General features: G+C 33.1%; 17 protein-coding genes. 10 read left to right on the top strand and 7 right to left on the bottom strand.

All coding sequences use genetic code 11. The features are described 5' to 3' along the window. The first annotated feature begins 301 nt into the window (after positions 1 to 301). From JYK00_RS06850 to rbsK, 9 genes are all read left to right on the top strand, one after another. Positions 302 to 2,359 carry an HD domain-containing phosphohydrolase gene (locus JYK00_RS06850; protein WP_207566176.1) on the top strand — a complete coding sequence of 686 codons (2,058 nt, stop codon included), beginning with the start codon at positions 302 to 304 and terminating at the stop codon, positions 2,357 to 2,359. A gap of 21 nt (positions 2,360 to 2,380) precedes the next feature. After that, positions 2,381 to 3,274, top strand: a complete 894-nt coding sequence (locus JYK00_RS06845; protein WP_207566175.1) for a DHH family phosphoesterase — start codon at positions 2,381 to 2,383, stop codon at positions 3,272 to 3,274. A gap of 217 nt (positions 3,275 to 3,491) precedes the next feature. After that, positions 3,492 to 4,097 carry a GNAT family N-acetyltransferase gene (locus tag JYK00_RS06840; RefSeq protein ID WP_207566174.1) on the top strand — a complete coding sequence of 202 codons (606 nt, stop codon included), beginning with the start codon at positions 3,492 to 3,494 and terminating at the stop codon, positions 4,095 to 4,097. A gap of 251 nt (positions 4,098 to 4,348) precedes the next feature. Next, the gene (gene rbsD / locus JYK00_RS06835; protein WP_207566173.1) at positions 4,349 to 4,735 is read left to right on the top strand and encodes a D-ribose pyranase; all 387 of its coding nucleotides are present in this window, start codon (positions 4,349 to 4,351) and stop codon (positions 4,733 to 4,735) included. After that, on the top strand, positions 4,735 to 6,219 hold the full coding sequence (locus JYK00_RS06830; RefSeq protein ID WP_207566172.1) for a sugar ABC transporter ATP-binding protein: 1,485 nt from the start codon (positions 4,735 to 4,737) through the stop codon (positions 6,217 to 6,219). The genes rbsD and JYK00_RS06830 overlap by 1 nt, the downstream gene beginning before the upstream one ends. Beyond that, positions 6,216 to 7,142: an ABC transporter permease gene (locus JYK00_RS06825; RefSeq protein WP_207566171.1), complete on the top strand. Its 927-nt coding sequence runs from the start codon at positions 6,216 to 6,218 to the stop codon at positions 7,140 to 7,142. The genes JYK00_RS06830 and JYK00_RS06825 overlap by 4 nt, the downstream gene beginning before the upstream one ends. 47 nt (positions 7,143 to 7,189) lie before the next feature. Continuing rightward, positions 7,190 to 8,065, top strand: coding sequence for a ribose ABC transporter substrate-binding protein RbsB (gene rbsB / locus JYK00_RS06820; protein ID WP_207566170.1), 876 nt, complete (start codon positions 7,190 to 7,192; stop codon positions 8,063 to 8,065). A gap of 71 nt (positions 8,066 to 8,136) precedes the next feature. Beyond that, positions 8,137 to 9,123 carry a LacI family DNA-binding transcriptional regulator gene (locus JYK00_RS06815; protein ID WP_207566169.1) on the top strand — a complete coding sequence of 329 codons (987 nt, stop codon included), beginning with the start codon at positions 8,137 to 8,139 and terminating at the stop codon, positions 9,121 to 9,123. A gap of 3 nt (positions 9,124 to 9,126) precedes the next feature. After that, entirely contained in the window at positions 9,127 to 10,056 is a 930-nt protein-coding gene (gene rbsK / locus JYK00_RS06810) for a ribokinase (RefSeq protein WP_207566168.1), read from the top strand. A 20-nt stretch (positions 10,057 to 10,076) separates the two neighbouring features. Here the strand turns inward: rbsK and JYK00_RS06805 are convergent, their stop codons facing one another. Further along, positions 10,077 to 10,625: a DUF1648 domain-containing protein gene (locus JYK00_RS06805; RefSeq protein WP_207566167.1), complete on the bottom strand. Its 549-nt coding sequence runs from the start codon at positions 10,623 to 10,625 to the stop codon at positions 10,077 to 10,079. 220 nt (positions 10,626 to 10,845) lie between these two features. On the opposite strand from JYK00_RS06805, the gene JYK00_RS06800 reads away from it, so the two are divergent. Continuing rightward, on the top strand, positions 10,846 to 12,174 hold the full coding sequence (locus JYK00_RS06800) for an FAD-dependent oxidoreductase (protein ID WP_207566166.1): 1,329 nt from the start codon (positions 10,846 to 10,848) through the stop codon (positions 12,172 to 12,174). 7 nt (positions 12,175 to 12,181) lie between these two features. Here JYK00_RS06800 and JYK00_RS06795 read toward each other — a convergent pair whose 3' ends face one another. Genes JYK00_RS06795 through fabG form a run of 6 tightly spaced genes read right to left on the bottom strand, consistent with a single transcriptional unit; the run spans position 12,182 to position 18,211 of the window. Beyond that, positions 12,182 to 13,885, bottom strand: a complete 1,704-nt coding sequence (locus JYK00_RS06795) for an alpha/beta fold hydrolase (RefSeq protein WP_228288135.1) — start codon at positions 13,883 to 13,885, stop codon at positions 12,182 to 12,184. Continuing rightward, positions 13,882 to 14,757, bottom strand: coding sequence for a branched-chain amino acid ABC transporter permease (locus tag JYK00_RS06790; protein WP_207566165.1), 876 nt, complete (start codon positions 14,755 to 14,757; stop codon positions 13,882 to 13,884). The genes JYK00_RS06795 and JYK00_RS06790 overlap by 4 nt, the downstream gene beginning before the upstream one ends. After that, complete coding sequence (locus JYK00_RS06785) at positions 14,754 to 15,467, bottom strand: ABC transporter ATP-binding protein (RefSeq protein WP_207566164.1); 714 nt, start codon at positions 15,465 to 15,467, stop codon at positions 14,754 to 14,756. The genes JYK00_RS06790 and JYK00_RS06785 overlap by 4 nt, the downstream gene beginning before the upstream one ends. Next, the gene (locus tag JYK00_RS06780) at positions 15,451 to 16,212 is read right to left on the bottom strand and encodes an ABC transporter ATP-binding protein (RefSeq protein ID WP_228288134.1); all 762 of its coding nucleotides are present in this window, start codon (positions 16,210 to 16,212) and stop codon (positions 15,451 to 15,453) included. The genes JYK00_RS06785 and JYK00_RS06780 overlap by 17 nt, the downstream gene beginning before the upstream one ends. A 47-nt stretch (positions 16,213 to 16,259) precedes the next feature. Further along, a complete protein-coding gene (locus tag JYK00_RS06775) occupies positions 16,260 to 17,426 on the bottom strand; it encodes an ABC transporter substrate-binding protein (protein WP_207566163.1) in 1,167 nt (388 codons plus the stop codon). Between the two features lie 41 nt (positions 17,427 to 17,467). Then, entirely contained in the window at positions 17,468 to 18,211 is a 744-nt protein-coding gene (gene fabG / locus JYK00_RS06770; protein ID WP_207566162.1) for a 3-oxoacyl-[acyl-carrier-protein] reductase, read from the bottom strand. Between the last annotated feature and the right edge of the window lie 11 nt (positions 18,212 to 18,222).

Here is an 18,222-nt window from a genome sequence, read left to right as displayed (position 1 = left end):
TTATCTTTGTGAATAATGTAGTATACTATAAACGGTCTAAAAAATTAACATAAAAATATTAACACTTTTAAACATGTATGCAACGCGTTATATCATATAATAGTAACTTTGTGGTTACGAAATGTGTTTTATTCGTAATCAGAGTGCAAATATTCGCGAATAAAATATTACTGAATATTAAGTTTTAATTGTTAAATATTCTGATATTAACGTTTCTGAAATCATAATGTGTTTATTATTAACCATTAGTAATTTCTTAGAAATAATCGTGAACACAAAAAACTTCAGGAAAGGGATCTTTATGAAAAACATAAAAAAATGGGCTGTGTTTTTTTCGTTTTTACTTTTATTAACAACAAACTATATATTTAGTAGAGATATAACAGTTGGTTTATATGACAATAAACCATTGACTTATTATGAAAATAATAAATTCAAAGGCTTCATTGTTGACATTTTAAATGAAATAGCCAGAAAAGAAAACTGGCATGTAAAATACAAATATGGAGAATTTGGTACTCTATATAATGAACTAAAAGAAGGAAAAATAGACATACTTCTGGATATAGCTTACTCTGAGAAAAGAACAGAATTTATCTTGTTTAATAAAGAACCTGTATTTATAAACTGGGCTGTTGTTTATTCTTTTGATAAAAAATTAAATTCCCTCCTGGATTTATCCAGAAAAACTGTTGCTGTAATAAAAAGCGATATATATTATACTGGAAAAGAGGGAATTAAGGTTCTTGCTGAACAGTTCCATTTAAGCATCAACTTTCTTGAAGTTGACTCGTATGATGATGCTCTAAAAGCGGTGAGAGAAAAAAAGGCTTACGCTGCCATTTTAAGTAGAATATATGCTGGAGATACATATGGTCTGTTCAAAACTCCCATAATATTTTCTCCTGTTGAAATTCATTTTGGTTTTTCAAAAGACATTGATAAAGGCATTATCGAAAAAATAGATTATTATTTGGGTAAATGGAAGGCTGATAATAACTCCATATATTATAATTTACTTGATAGATATTTGTTAATTGGAAAAAAGGAAATACCATACTGGATAAAACTGATTATAATCTTAAGTTTAGTTGTGATTGCTACAGTTTCGATGTCGCTTTATGTACACAAAAAGGCCCTTAAAAAAGCCACTGAGGAACTTAGAGAAAAAAATAAAAAACTCAGAGAAAATAACGAGCAGCTTTTGTTGATAAGTAAAGAGCTTGAAGAATTATATAAAGAAAATGAAGAGTTCTCAACCAACCTGTATAGAATGATAAACATACTTTCCAGTATGACTCCTGGAAAAAATTTAGACGAATTTTACCAGAATATCCTTGAAACCGCCATCCATATCATTCCTGAAGCAGATTATGGAAGTATCCTGCTTATAGATACAGAAAAAATGAAAACAAAGTTTATAGCTGCGTATGGTCATGATCTGAAAAAACTTCAACAAATTAACTCGATTGTGGGAACAATTCCCGACAAAGAAGATATTAGAATAGTAAAAGATATAATTAATTCAGAAAAAAGAAATGATTTCCCCGAAAAAGACTATAAAATACTGATAAGCGCATCAAGGCCTATTAAAGAAAGTCTTGTTAATGAAATAAAAATAAAGTCTGATACATGGATAAAGATCTTGTTAGATATTGATGCAAATAGTGATAAGAATTTCTCTGAACAATCCAAAAAATTAGTCAACGGATTCGGGAATTTAGTAAGGGCTTTTTGGCTTGAAAAGTTATCATCACAGGAGATTAAAAACGCATATTTGAAATTTGCCGAAAAGCTCTCTATAATTGCTGAGGCTCATGATGATATAACTGGAGCTCATATATACAGAGTTGGACAATTATCGAGGTTCATCGCGGAAAAATTGAAACTTCCAGTTGAAAAGATTAAGGAAATCGAAGCTTTCGCCCCTCTTCACGACATAGGAAAAATTTTCATCGATAGGGAGTTACTAAGAAAAAATGGTAGGTTAACTAAAGAAGAATTTGAGGAAATTAAAAAGCATACAGTTTATGGTGCACGTCTCTTAGAAGAACCTTATTTCAAAACCGCTAAAAATATCGCTTTGTACCATCATGAAAAGTATAATGGTAAAGGCTATCCACATGGTCTTTACAGAGATGAAATTCCAATCGAGGCTCAAATAGTAGCTCTCGCAGATGTTTACGATGCACTAAGATCGCCTCGTCCGTATAAAGAAAAATATTCTCATGAAAAAGCTTTGAAAATAATTCTCAAAGGTGATAATAGAACTTCACCAGATGATTTCAACCCTGAAATTTTGAAAATTCTTGAAAGGTTTCATCTAGAATTTCAAAAAATATACGATAAATTTTCTTAATAGTTTGGCAGGACGAATAATATGAATTTCAAGGATTTATTGAAATTTTCAAAAGGAAAAAAGATTTTACATACAACTCATACGTTCTCAGATTGTGACGGAATAGCCTCAGTTTTCTGGGGGTTAAAGGTGTTTGGTGGTGATTATTATATCCCGGCGTTAGAATTAAGAAGTGCTTATGGACTTGTTAAGAAACTCAATCTTACTCCTGAAAAAAAGTTAAATTACAAAGAATACGACTTATTTTTCATATATGACACCGAAAAACAAGAAAATGTTGATTTCCTCCCCCTTGAAAAGAATAAGTACGTCATTTTTGACCATCACCATGGAAGGGATAGTGCTTTCCTGAAAAATGCCATGTATGTTTATTCACAACCGTCAAGTGCCAACGTTGTAAACCTGTATGAACTTTCCATTGTCAATGAAATAGAACTTTCAGAAGATATTCTTCTTGCTTTTGCAGTTGGACTTTACACAGACACCGCGGCTCTGAGAACTGCTAGAAGTAACGAATTTTATTATATGTCAAAGTTCTTACTCGAAAAAAGATTGGAAGACATTTTAGATATCATCTACCTTGAACCAATTGATAAAGATAACTTTTTGAAACTCTTAGAAAACATAAAGTTTTTTTATATAAAAACTCTTTCGATAGCGGTATCTAAATTCAATAATCAAAATGAATACTTTGGTTTCATTGATGGATTATTTAACATTTTAAATTTAGATATATTGATAGGTATTTTACCAGAAGGAATAAAAATTCACATGAAAAAGAAGCACATTCAAAAAGTTTATCATAGATTGTTGATTCCTTTACAAAAAGAACTTAGAATCAATAGAGATCATGGTATATGGTATAACTTCTATGATTATAAAAGCATATTAAAAACCCTTGAAAATTATCAATGACATTTTCTGTACATCCCCGACAGTACTATCACCGTTGATAGCACCCTCATATAAACGTTTTATTTAAACAACTCCCTTAAAAAATAGTATACTCCCCTTTCTTTCCATACTATTTCATCAAAACGTGGAATTTCTTTTTTTGTTAATTATGCTGTCATTATCGGATAAAAAAATGATAAAATATTAATGGTATACACGTAATAAGGAGAGATAAATTATGACAGAAATTGTAAAAGCTCTCCCTTCTCAAAAATATGATTTTTCAAACTTAATGCTTTTAAGTGCCCCGGAATTTTTTCCACAATTTCTTGGAAAGAGATGCCAGCAACTTTTTGAAAAACTCTTTGTAAAAACCAAAAATTTGTTTAGTTATAAACATACCCTTTTTGCAATGGATAAGACAAAAGTTGCTGGAATGATCTTATCGTATGGGTGGAAAGAGAAAAATCATGAGAACTTAAAAACAGGTATTTACATGCTTTTACATCTAAACATTCTATTTTTAAAAAACATAAAAGCTTTTCTAAAAATGAATAGAATAAATAATTTTAAACAGGATGAGTACTACATAAGTAATATAGCTGTTTATCCAGAGTATAGAGGAAAAGGAATCGGCAAGCAACTTTTAAAAGCAGCAGAAAATGAAGTTTTGTCACACGATTACAATTATCTGGTCCTTGATGTTGAAAGTGATAACGACGTTGCTGTCAAACTATACAAAAAATTTGGGTTCAAAATTGTGAAAAAATATCAAGTTAAGCTGAAAAATACCTTCTGCTTTTACAGAATGCGTAAATTAATAAACATAAATCAGAAAATTTAACTCTTTTATTTGCAAACTACCATAATTCATTTTGTATTTATACAAACCGCTAATAATAAAATAGTGTTTGACACTCCCCTTCCAGTTATATCGTAAAATTTTCAAAAAACAACCATTATTACCTTTTAATAGTCATCTCAAATAAAAATTACAAATTTTTGTACAACATTTACATTTGACATTACACTTATTATTTTGATAGCATTTGTTTGAAAACGTTTTCGAAAACGTTTTCAACAGGAGGTGAAAGTTTGAAAAAAGATGGGATATTTAATTCTAAATTGGCACAGGTAATAGCCTCAATGGGACATCTTGATAAATTAGCAATTGTGGATTTAGGTTTTCCAGTACCAAAGAATGTAGAAAGAATAGATTTAGTTATTGACAAAGAAAAGCCTTGTTTTGAAGAAGTCTTAAAAGTTATATTAAAAGAGTTATACGTTGAAAAAGTAATTGTGGCAGAAGAATCCAATGAAAAATTTGTTGCAATGATTGTTAAATATTTGCCAAATGCTGAGATACTAAAAGTTTCTCATACCGAATTGAAAAAGATTTCCGAAGATACAGTGGCGGTGGTTAGAACAGGCGAAATAATTCCCTATTCAAATGCTATTTTAGTTTCCGGGGTGATCTTTTGATGCAAATTTTGAAAATGAAGAAGATCATAAAACAATTTCCCGGAGTTCTTGCTCTGGATAAAGTGGATTTTGATTTAAACAAAGGAGAAGTTCATGCACTTTTAGGAGAGAACGGTGCAGGAAAAAGTACTTTGATAAAGATAATAAGTGGTGTTCACAAGCCTGATAGTGGAAGGATGATTTATTTTGATAAAGAACTATTTTTTTCAAGTCCAACCGAGGCAATTAATGCAGGAATAGCAACAATACACCAGGAAGTCAATTTGTTTGAAGATTTAACAGTCGCAGAAAGCATTTTTGTGGGAAATGTTAAATCTTTTATTTTTTCAAAAAAGAAAATGTTTTCATTAACTAAAAAATTATTGGATGCTCTTGATTTCCCGTTAAAAGCAGCGGCAAAAATTCGGGAATTAAACACGTCTGAAAAGCAGCTTGTATCAATAGCAAAAGCTCTTTCTTTGAAGGCAAAGGTAATAATCATGGATGAACCAACTGCAACCATCACTGACCATGAAACAAAGCGATTATTTGAAATTATCAGGAATTTAAAGCAGAGAGGAATATCAGTAATTTTCATCTCTCATAGACTGGAAGAGATTTTTGAGATAGCTGACAGAGTTACAGTATTAAGAGATGGAAAACTTATTGGTGCAGGAAAAATCTCTGATTTTACACGCGAGAATCTGATTAAAATGATGGTAGGTAGGGAGATAGACGAAATGTATCCAAAATTTAACAAGGTGTCTGACAAAGTAATTTTTGAAGTTAAGAAGTTATCTGTTGAAAATTTTGTTAAAGACATTTCTTTTACTTTAAAAAAAGGAGAGATTTTTGGCCTGGCAGGGTTGGTAGGAGCTGGTAAATCTGAAATTGCACTTGGATTGTATGGATATTTACCATCAAAGTGGGAAAGTTTGAAATTACATGGAAAAGAAATTAAGAAGATCAACAGTCCTGTTAATGCTTTAAAAAATGGAATAGCACTTGTTCCAGAAGATAGAAAAAAAATGGGATTGATTCTCGAGTTAGATGTAGTAAAAAACATATCCATTCAGAATGCTGAACAAATTTCTAGTTTTGGTGTATTGTCCTGGAAAAAGGCCAAAAAAATTGCTCTTGAGGAAATTAAAAAATACGCAATAAAAGTGTCTTCACAAAAACAAAAAGTGAAAACCTTATCTGGTGGAAATCAACAAAAAGTTATACTTTCAAAGGTTCTTAGAAAAAAACCAAAGGTACTTTTTCTAGTAGAACCTACTCGTGGAATCGATGTAGGAGCAAAGGTAGAAGTTTACAATATAATCAACAAACTAGCCAATAATGGCGTAGGAATTGTTTTTATTTCTTCCGAACTACCAGAAATTGTAAGTCTTTGTGATAGGGTAATGGTAATGCATAGAGGAAGATCAATGGGAATTCTAGAAAAAGAAGATATTAATCAGGAAAATATTTTAAAACTTGCAACAGGAGTTGATGTTAAATGAAGTGGAAAAATATTCTGAAAAAGATGAAAGAGTACCCAGCAATTGTAGGTTTTTTTGGAATCGTCCTTTTCTTTTCATTGTTAAGTGATAGATTTTTAACGGTGTCAAATTTTGTTAACGTTTTTAGACAGGTTTCAATCCAGGCAGTAATTGCTTTTGGAATGACTCTTGTCATTATTTCAGGCGGAATAGATTTATCAGTAGGCTCAATATTTGCTCTTTCTGCGGTCGTAATGGCCTCAATTTTAAAAGGAGGCTCCGTATTTTTAGGTATAGTTGTCGCACTTTTAGTGGGGGCAGTAATGGGCGCTGCCAATGGAATAATAATTGCTAAAGGTAGAATTCAACCATTTATAGTTACTCTTGCGACTATGGCAATAGGAAGGAGCTTAACACTTGTATATACGCAAGGAATGCCTATAACTGGATTCCCTCAGTCATTTAGAGTAATTGGAAGAGGAGAAATGTTAGGTATTCCAGTACCTGTCATTATTATGTTTGGACTTTTTATGCTTATCTGGTTTATTTCAACCTATACAAAATTGGGGTTATACACTTATGCAATTGGTGGAAATGAAACTGCTGCAAAATTAAGCGGTGTAAAAGTTGATAGATATAAAATAATTATTTACGTACTCAGCGGAGTACTTTCAGCTGTTAGTGCGATTATTCTTACATCACGCTTGAATAGTGCGCAACCAACTTTTGGAACAGGATATGAACTTGATGCAATAGCAGCAGTCGTTTTGGGTGGTGCCAGTCTTGCAGGTGGTAAAGGTACAGTTATAGGAACATTATTTGGAGCATTGATTATGGGAATTTTGAATAACGGTTTAAATTTACTAAATGTATCACCGTTTTACCAGCAATCAGTAAAAGGAATTGTTATCTTGATAGCCGTCTTATTGGAAAGAGAAACTTAAATGTTGGATTCAATAAAATCCACGTTACTCAAAAGGAGGTGTGTGGTATGAAAAAAGCGATTTTGGTAATTTTTGTGTTGGTTTTATTAGTTGCTACAGTACTGGGTGCAAAGTATAAGATAGGGTTATCACTTTCTACTCTCAACAATCCATTTTTTGTAACTTTAAGGGATGGGGCAATTGACAAAGCAAAAGAATTGGGGATCGATTTAATCGTTGTCGATGCTCAGGACAAACCATCTAAACAGTTAAACGACATCGAAGATTTAATTCAACAGAGAGTAGATTTGATAATTATCAATCCAACAGACAGTGATGCAATTGTTACAGCTGTTGAGGAAGCAAACAAAGCAAATATTCCAGTAATTACTGTTGACAGAGCGTCAAACGGTGGAAAAGTTATAGTTCATATTGCATCCGATAACGTTTTAGGTGGAATGATGGCTGCAAAATTTATTGCCGAAAAGTTAAACGGGAAAGGTAAAGTAGTTGAATTAGTAGGGATTCCTGGAACTTCTGCTGCAAGAGATAGGGGACTTGGTTTTGAAACTGAACTTAAAAAATATCCAGGACTGACTCTTGTTGCGAGACAAACAGCGAACTTTAATAGGGCTGAAGGTCTTGTTGTTATGGAAAACTTGTTAGAAGCTTATCCAGATATTGATGCAGTTTTTGCACAAAATGATGAAATGGCATTGGGGGCTATAGAAGCAATTAAAGCTGCGGGAAAACTTGATAAAATAATGGTAGTTGGATTTGATGCAATTCCCGATGCAATTGATTCTGTAAAAAAAGGTGAAATGGCAGCAACTATCGCACAGCAGCCATACTTAATGGGACAAAAAGCTGTGGAAAAAGCCTTTGAATATCTTAAAACTCAAAGCATTTATATTCCTGTTGAACTTAAACTTGTGATTAAGTAATATAATAAATATTAATAAGAACAAAGTTTTTATGGGGGGAATTTCTCCCCCCCATATTTAGGAGGAATTATATGAAAAGAGTAAGCATAAAGGATGTAGCAAGGGAAGCTGGAGTTTCTATTTCAACAGTTTCGAGAGTTTTAAATAACTCAGCTCCAGTTTCAGATGATTTGAAGGAAAAAGTAGAAAATGCCATAAAAAAGTTGGATTATATGCCAAGTAATATAGCAAAAAGTTTAAGAAAAGGTAAGACAGGAACAATTGGTTTTATAATTCCAGATATTACCAATCCTTTTTTTGCAAACATTGTGAGAGGTGCGGAGGATTACTTAAGACAAAGGGATTATACATTAATTTTATGTAATTCAGATCAAGATGAAAAACAGGAAGTAAAACTTTTGGAAACTCTTATCTCCAAGCATATTGACGGTTTACTCTTTACTGGTACAGGTAATTTTAACCCAGTACTTGCAGAGAAAATTGAACGTGGATTTAATGTCGTCTTTCTTGATAGAATCATACAGGGTATTAGCGCTTCTTATGTAATTGTGAATAATAGCAAAGGGATGTATGAACTTTTAGATTATCTAACAGTCACTGGCCATAAAGAATTTGTTTTTATCAATGGAAATAAAGAAACTTTTAGCGCAAAGATCAGATATGAAACATTTAAAAAAGTCATGGGAGAAAAAAAACTTAAATTCACACATTTTTATACGAACTTTTCGTATGAAGCTGGTTATAATTTTGGAAAAAAGATGAAAAAAATGCCCGATGCAATTGTTTGTGGAAATGATTTGATCGCATATGGCGTGATAGATGCCCTGGAAGATAGAGGATTTAAAATACCAGAAGATGTAAGTGTTACAGGATTTGATGACATACCTTTTAGTAAACACTATAAACCTCCTTTGACAACTGTCAGACAACCAATGTATGAAATGGGAATGAAAGCCGCTGAATTGTTGGTCAAAATCATAGAAGAAAAACAGATAAATACGGAAGGAATAATTCTGGAACCTCAACTTGTAATAAGAGGATCAACAAGGAGAGGATAAAAAATGATTTCAATCGTTGGAAGTTCAAATATGGATATTGTTTTAAATGTAAAAAAGTTTACACTTCCCGGGGAAACTCAAAAAGCTATGAACCTACATTATTTTCCTGGTGGAAAAGGTGCCAATCAAGCGGTAACAGTTGCCAGACTTACAAATTTCCCGGTATTGTTTCTGACCTGTCTTGGAAACGATTCTTATGGAGCAAAACTTAGGGAAAGTTATAACCTGTTGAAAATTAGAGGATATGAAATTGTAAATGATTATAATGGACTTGCTTTTATTGAAGTTACAGAGCAAGGGGAAAATAGAATAATAATTTACCCTGGAGCAAACAGGAAACTCAGTATTGATTTAGTATTGAAGAAAAAAGAAATGTTATTAAAAAACGATATTGTGCTTTTACAAAACGAAATACCATTTAAAACCAGTCTGGAGGTTGCAAAACTTTTTAAAGAAAACGGAAAGCTTGTTATTTTTGATCCTGCTCCTGTTGAAGGTATCGAAAAAGAAATTTTCAGGTACGTCGATTTTTTAACACCTAACGAGGAAGAAACAAAATTACTATCTAATAAATTTTTCGGAAAATTTATTTCTTTTGATGAAAGTTTTAAAAATTTCCAGGAGTTTGGTTTAAAAAGAATGATAATAAAGCTCGGAGAAGCAGGCGTCTTATATTTCGATGGTTCCAGAAAAGTAAAAATTCCTGCATTCAAAGTTAAAGCAAAAGATACCACAGCAGCCGGAGATGTGTTCAACGGAGCTTTTGCTGTTGCACTATTTGAGACAAAGAATATAGAATACAGTTTAATTTTCGCATGCGCCGCATCAGCAATATCTGTTACAAGAAGTGGTGCTCAAACTTCTATTCCAGAAAGAAAAGAAGTCGAAAGATTTTTAGAAAAGAATCTGAAGGAGAAACAAATTCTAAGATAATTTAGTATTTATATTTTCGCCTACTCAATCTCTTTTTCCATTTTTTTATTTAATCTATACAACAACCATATAACTAAAGGAACCAATAAAATTGGTAGCAAAAATACGGCAGGTACATACCATGAAGGTAATTCCTGAGTTTTAATGCCAACAAGTGTTCCATATTCAAGGGCTAAAAGCAAATAAGTGACCGCATTACCTATAATTAAAACAATTTCAAACGCTTTATTTAACCATATTGATTGTTGTTCAAGAGGCATCTTATTCAAATTTGTATAAAAAGCTGGTAAATTCATTATGTAAGGAGCTTTGTTAAAAATAGAAAATCTAAATATGGACAGAAAAAATATAAGCAAAGGTGTTATAGAAAAACTTACAGGAAAAAACCAGAGAGATATTTTACTTCCATAGTTAAGTGGCTCTCCTTTAAAACTAAATTTTGTGATTATCTGTTCAGGTAAAGAATAATAAAAATAAACAAATGTTATCCACATAAGTGTTGCCCCAATAACCAACATTGTTAACAAAAACTTCCCCATAGCAGAAAAAGGTTTCATCGGTACTTTCATTACCTCACCTCCGTCTATTGCTAAACTGTTCTTTTTCACTATTCTATCAAACTTACATTATTTTGTAAAACTGAGAGTTTTAAGTAGTTATCTTGAAAAATTCTACATTATGTACTATTTCATATATTAGGTATACCTTATTATATATTGACTAACTAAGTTTTCTGAAATATAATATAATCAGGAAAGAGCATTATTTGCTTGAAAAGGAGGGGGAAAAATGAAAATTATTGTTATTGGATGTACACACGCGGGCACCGCATTTATAACCACAGCAAAGAAGCTTTATCCAGATATTGAAATCACCGTGTATGAGAGAAATGACAACATATCTTTTCTTTCTTGCGGAATCGCTCTTCACGTTGGCGGAGTAATAAAAGATCCACAAAAACTTTTTTATTCATCTCCAGAAAAGCTTAAAGAAATGAAAGTAGCGACGAAAATGTTACACAATGTAAAAAAGATTGACTTCGAAAATAAAAAAGTGATAGTTGAAAACCTTAAAAGTGGAGAGATATTCGAAGATAATTATGACAAACTTATTATAACTACAGGTTCATGGCCAATTATTCCGGATATTCCAGGTATAAATCTTCCAGGAGTAAAATTGTCAAAAAATTTTAACCATGCGCAGGATATAATAAATTCTTCTAAAAATGCCAGAAACATTGTTGTAATTGGGGCAGGTTATATAGGAGTGGAACTTGCAGAAGCGTTTCAATTAAACGGTAAGAATGTGACACTAATCGATATTGAAAAAAGAATACTTTCAAAGTATCTTGATAAAGAATTTACAGATGTTTTAGAAAAAAGGATGAAAGAAGCAGGAATAAATTTTGCACTGGGTGAAAGAGTCATCGAAATAATTGGAAATGGGAAAGTTGAAAAATTAAGGACCGACAAAAACGAATATAAAGCAGATCTTGTCATTCTTTGTGTAGGATTCAAACCAAATACTGAACTTTTCAGAGAAAATTTGAAGATGCTTCCCAATGGCGCAATAATAACAGATGATTATTTGCAGACAAATATTAAAGACGTGTATGCTGCCGGTGATTGTTGTGCAGTCAAATTTACACCTACAAATTCTTACGAATATATTCCCCTCGCAACAAATGCTGTTAGAATGGGAACAATTATCGCATACAACTTATTTGATGAAAAAGTCAAATACCAGGGAACGCAAGGAACATCCGGAGTAAAAATATATGAGTATAATGTTGCATCCACAGGTTTAAGCGAAACATTAGCAAATAGTAAAAATATAGATGTTGAATCAGTTGTTATAAAAGAAAACAACAAACCTGAATTCATGCCAGATTACAGGGAAGTTATTGTGAAACTTGTTTATAGAAAAGATAATAAGGTAATAGTTGGAGCACAAATTATATCAAGAGCAAATATCACAGAGGCGATAAACACTATGTCACTTGCTATTAAAACTAAAATGAAAATAGAGGATCTGGCTTTTGCAGACTTTTTCTTTCAGCCGCACTTTAATAAACCCTGGAATTTTTTGAACACAGTTGCATTGCAAGCGCTTAAATAAGTAAAGATTACTGGATTACCACATTTAAAACTCTATCCGGGGCTTCTAAAATCGGACTATGTCCAATCCCGGATAGAGTTATCAATTTACCATTTTTAAAAGCTTTTGAAGTCTTTTCCATTTGTTCTTTTGAAAGAATTATATCTTTATCTCCCCATATAACAGTAACCGGTGTATTTATTTTTTTAACTTCTTTTGTATAATTTATTTTTTCTAATGCTCTTGCATTTTCTGTAAAGCACTTTGGATTCATTCTCAAAGCATCTGAAACTGCTTCATCAAAAAAATTATCGTTAGTGTATGTCGGTGCTATAGCTTTAATAGCTTTTTTAAGAAGCTCAGGATTATTTCTGTACAACTCGAGTATTGGGTAGCTTTCTTCAGGTGTTTTTAAACCGTCAATTGGAGCTGGATCGACAAGAATCAACTTTTCCACTTTTTCACTGTAATTTATCAAATAATCAATTACTACAGCACCACCAAGTGAATGACCAACAAGGATAAATTTATCAAGATTAACTGCTTCTACAAAGGCATTTAGAGCTTCGGCATAAGAATGAATACTAATATTATCAATTGGATCAGAATACCCAAAATTTGGAAGATCAAGAGCAAATGCTTTATAATTTTCAGGGAGTAGATTCATAAGTTCTTTGTACCACAGAGAACTTGCAAAATTTCCATGAACAAAAAGGATATTGTTTTCACCCTGTCCCGATTCAAGATAATGAATATTTCCTATACGAGTTTTAATTAACTTTCCGCGCATTTTTCTCCCCCTTCTAATCCATGCAGAGATCTTAGACAAATATTTTAGTTCAAGAAGATATACGTAGTACCCTATACCCCTTGGCATAAATAAAACAACTACTATCAATAATGAACCAAACACTATTGAAAGTGAAATTTCTGTTCTGCTGAGAAAAAATGGTAATCCTGTGTAAATAATTGAGCCAAAAAATGGACCAAAATTTAATCCAAGACCTCCTATTACGACTATCGTGAGAAGATCCAGAGATTTTGCAAGTCCAAAATCTGCAGGTGAAATATAACCAACCACATGTGCATAAAGTGCACCCGCAAGTCCAGAAAACGCTGAACCTATTGCAAACCCCAGAACCTTGTATTTTGAAAGATTTATTCCCATTGCAACAGCTGCTTTCTCATTTTCTCGAATTGTTTTCCATGCTCTTCCATATTTCCCATTTATCAGCGAATCAAATATATAATAGGAAATAAAAAGAATTGCAAAAACAAAATAATATTTTAAAAGATCATTATTAGCAAAATCGTAAAACGGAATATTTCTAATCCCTATATGTCCACCTGTAACATTTTCCCAGGCTCCCATTATTTGCTCAACAGCTATTCCAAACCCCATTGTTGCAATTGCAAGATAAAAACCGGAAAGTCTTAAAGCGGGAAATCCAAGAATTATACCAAATATAAAAGAAAGCAATGTTCCTAAAATAACCCCTACCAGGATCGGAACATCGAATCTTAAAACAAAAATCGCCGATGTATATGCGCCAATACTCATAAATGCTGCGTGACCTATAGAAATTTGTCCTACATAACCCATTATTAAATTCAAACCAATGGCAGCAATAGAGTATATCATCACCAGCGTTATTATTGTAAGAACAAACGTTAATTTTAAAAGCAAAACAGGAAGAATCAACAATATCAAAATCCATACAATCTTCTTCATACTCTTTCCCTCTTTTTCATTCCAAATATTCCGTTAGGAAATAAAAGTAAAACAACAATAATGAGTAATAAAGAAAACGTCGATTTCAAATCATTTGATATGTACTTTCCAACGAGATTTTCTAAAACTCCAAGTAATAAGCCACCAAATATAGCCCCTGTAAAGCTTTCAAATCCCCCGAGAACAGCAGCAGTAAACCCTTCAAGCTGGTAGAACAGGAGCATGGAAGGTGAAACAAAAGTTTTCGGCGCAACAAGAATACCAACTCCCGTGGCAACAACTGTTCCAAATATCCACGAAAATGAAAAGATTTTCCCCACATTAATCCCCATATAACTTGATATTTCTTCATTTTCCGATACTGCTCTAATTGCGATTCCAAACTTTGTGTATTTCATCAGAAAAAATATCAAAATAGAAACCATTATCAACAGTGCAAATATTAACACATCCTGTTTTCTTAAAACCAGAATTCCAAAATCTCCTCTAAACACATATGGCCTTCCTTTTATAATTTCTGGAAAAGTTTTATAATCAGTACCCCAGATCTGCACAGCAAGTCCTTCAAGAACCATCAGTACACCAAAGGTGACTATCAGCATAGAACCATGTGACAGATGTCTAATCGACCTAAGCCCAAATTTTTCCAGAAAATATCCCATAACACCTGCCAGAATAAGCGAAAAAATAATTCCTATCCAGAAATTAACATTCATGGAAATAAACCAGTAAGCTATATATACAAAAAACATCCCCATGTTTCCAAATGCAAAGTTCACCACACCTGTTATTTTATAAATCATCACAAGTCCAAGAGCCACTAAAGAATAAATAGCGCCAGTGGAAAGCCCCAATAATATCTGATTTATCATTTCTTTACCCCCAAATATTTATTCTTGACTTCTTCACTATTTAATAACTCCTCTGAATTCCCCTGCAGCATTAACCTGCCAGTTTCAAGCACATAACCATATGTGGATATCTTCAAAGCAAGCGAGGCATTTTGTTCTACAAGTAACACTGAAATCCCTTTTTTATTAATATCTCTTATAATTTTAGCTATTTCAGAAACAATTATAGGAGCAAGTCCCAAGGAAGGCTCATCAAGCAAAAGTAATTTTGGTGAAGCCATCAAAGCTCGCGCTATTGCAAGCATTTGCTGTTCTCCACCTGACAATGTTCCTGCTACTTGCTTTTTTCTTTCTTTTAGTCTTGGGAAAAGTGAGTAAACGTATTCCAAATTTTCCTTTATTTTTGATTTATTAACAAGATAAGCTCCAGCTATAAGATTCTCATATACAGTCAATCCCATAAAAATACCTCTGCCTTCAGGGCACAGAACAATTCCTTTTCTTACCCTTTCATGCGTTTTAATGCCAGATATATCTTCTTTTTCAAATATTATTTCCCCTTTCGATTTTACCGTTCCCATTATTGCTTTTAAAGTTGAACTTTTACCTGCACCATTCGGCCCCAAAAGGCATACAATCTCGCCTTTTTTAACTTCTAAAGATATACTTTTCACAGCCTGTATGGGTCCATAATTTACTTTCAAATTAGTTATTTTAAGCACTAATTTCATCTCCTAAATATGCTTTTATAACCTCTGGATTATTTGCTATTTCCGCTGGAACACCTTCAGCTATCTTTTTTCCAAAGTTTAAAACCGTTATCTTATCCGAAATATCCATTACAAGATTCATATCATGTTCAACCAGCAAAACAGTTATCCCTTTATTCTTGATTCTATAAAGAGCTTCTTTGAATTTTTCAGTTTCCGCTTCCGTGAGTCCTGCAGCAGGTTCATCAAGAAGTAGCAACTTTGGTTTCAACATCAATGCCCTTCCAACATCGATTAATTTTTGTATTCCATAAGGCAAATTCCCTGCAAAAAGTCCCAATTTGTTTTTTAATCCCACAATATCGGCAACCTCAACAGACAAATCCCAGGCTTCTTTTTCCAGGGCATTCACTCTTTTTGTTTTGAAAATTTGATCCCAGGAAGAATAATTCAAATGAGGGTGATACCCTACAAGTAGATTTTCCAACACTGTCATGTATTTAAAAATTATTATATTTTGAAAACTTCTTCCAAGTCCAAACAAAGCCCTTTTATATGCTGGAACCTTACTTATATCATGATTGTCCAGTATTATTTTTCCATAACTTTTAACAAGTCCTGATATAGCATTAAAAACAGTGGTTTTCCCCGCACCATTTGGACCAATCAAAGAATGTATAACTCCCTTGTTCACTTCCATATTAAAATTGTCAACTGCTACTAACCCTCCAAACCGGACTGTCAACCTTTCAATCTCTAATAACACCAGATTCACCTCACAAAAAGGGAGGCAAAAGCCTCCCAGCTATTCTCTTATTTACCATCCCAGGTTATTAGTTCTGTCAAAGGTGTAAATGTTCCATCTTTTACTATTAATAAATACATAGAATCTTTTCCACGTCTTCTATTTTGATTCCATGTGATATCTTTTGCAAGAATTCCACTCCAGTGGTCAAAACTTTCAAGCGCTTTCACAAGTGTCTCCCTTGTAAGATTTTCTCCTGCTCTCAACAAACCTTCTACAAAGACTTCCGCTGCAATAAAACCAGCCGCTGCATAAGAAGAAGGCACCTGGTCTGGATATGTCTCCTGAAAAATTCTCACATATCTTTCAAAATCTTTAACATATTCAGGTTTATCTGGGGTTGGTAATGGTACCCAACCAGTGAATATTATTCCTTCAGCATAGTCTCCGGCAAGACGTATGAAATTTGGATCAGCATTTGGATATATTGTTATTATCCTGCTTTCTAATCCATAATCTCTTATTGTTTTAATCCATCTAATAGTATCTGTAATCAATCCATATATAACGATAAATTCTGGATTCACATCAAGTAAGTTTAAGACCTGTGCGCTGTAATCAGTTTCAAGAGGATTGTAAGAAACTTCAAAAGCAGGTTCTATGCCATACTTTGAAAGTTGATCCTTTACAGCATTGTAACCTTCTATTCCTATATCATTGTTCATGTACAAAATAGCAATCTTTTTTGCATCTTGTGCTTCTATAAGATATTTGCCTATGATATGACCCTCCAATGTATAGTCTGGCTGTACCCCAAATATATATTTTTTTGGTGGAACAACTAACTTTGATGTTCCGGCTCCTTGATAGACAAAAGGCACACCTTTTTCATTTAAGTAATCCATTACTGCCAAGCAACCGTAAGTTCCAAGTCCTCCAACAATAGCAAAAACTTTATCCTGCTCAACTAAACGTTTAACCTCAACAACTGTCTTTGAAGGATTCAATTGATCATCTGCGACAATAAGTTCTATTTTTCTGCCGTATAATCCTCCCCTGTTGTTAATCCAGTTGAAATAAGCTTTCATTCCTTTTGTCATTTCCTGGCCAATTATTGCGTAAGGACCGGATAGTGCCTGAAAACTACCTATAACCACTTTTTCAGGATAAACTCCTATTTCGGCAACAATTAAAACCGCTATCATCAAAACAAAAATCGCAAAAAATTTACGCATGAGCAGCCACCTCCCCTAAAATTTTGACTTTCTCCTTACACTTAAATAGTCAATCCCCCATCAACTCCTATAACCTGACCTGTTACATATGATGATTCATCGGAGGCGAGAAATAGGTATACATAAGCAACCTCTTCAGGTAACCCCATTCTTTTCAATGGTGTTTTTTCTTCCATAGCCTCAACTATTTTTTCTGGAACTTTATCCGTCATCGGTGTTTTTATAAATCCAGGAGCTACAGCATTAACTCTTATTTGAGCACCTTTTCTTGATAATTCTTTTGCCCACGTTTTCGTCATACCAATAACTCCCGCTTTTGTAGCAGCATAATTGGTTTGACCAATGTTCCCATAAACTCCCACAACAGAGGAAGTATTAATTATGCTGCCTTTACCTGCTCTAAGCATGTGAGGTGCCACAGCCTGAGTCATATTGAAAACTCCTTTTAAATTTACATTTATCACTGCATCCCAGGCTTCCTCAGACATTCGTTGTAAAAGAGAATCTCTTGTTATACCCGCGTTATTTACAAGAACGTCTATTTTCCCAAATTTTTCGATAACTTCACTGACCACTTCTTTTATTCGTTCTCTGTCTGTAACATTTAAAACATAAGTTTCAATGACACCCGGTCCCGGGTTATCCCCTTTCAACTTTTCAAGGAGTTCAGAAGACAAATCACATGCTACTACAATTGCCCCTTCTTTTGAAAATAACAGACTCGCCGCGCGACCAATACCACTTGCTGCTCCTGTTATAAGACAGACTTTATCTTTTAACCTCACAAAAATCCCTC

Origin of the sequence: Thermosipho ferrireducens (assembly GCF_017358165.1) — a bacterium.
Classification (GTDB): domain Bacteria; phylum Thermotogota; class Thermotogae; order Thermotogales; family Fervidobacteriaceae; genus Thermosipho_B; species Thermosipho_B ferrireducens.
Note: the sequence above shows the minus strand (reverse complement) of the source record. Positions and strands in the feature narration are given on the sequence as shown.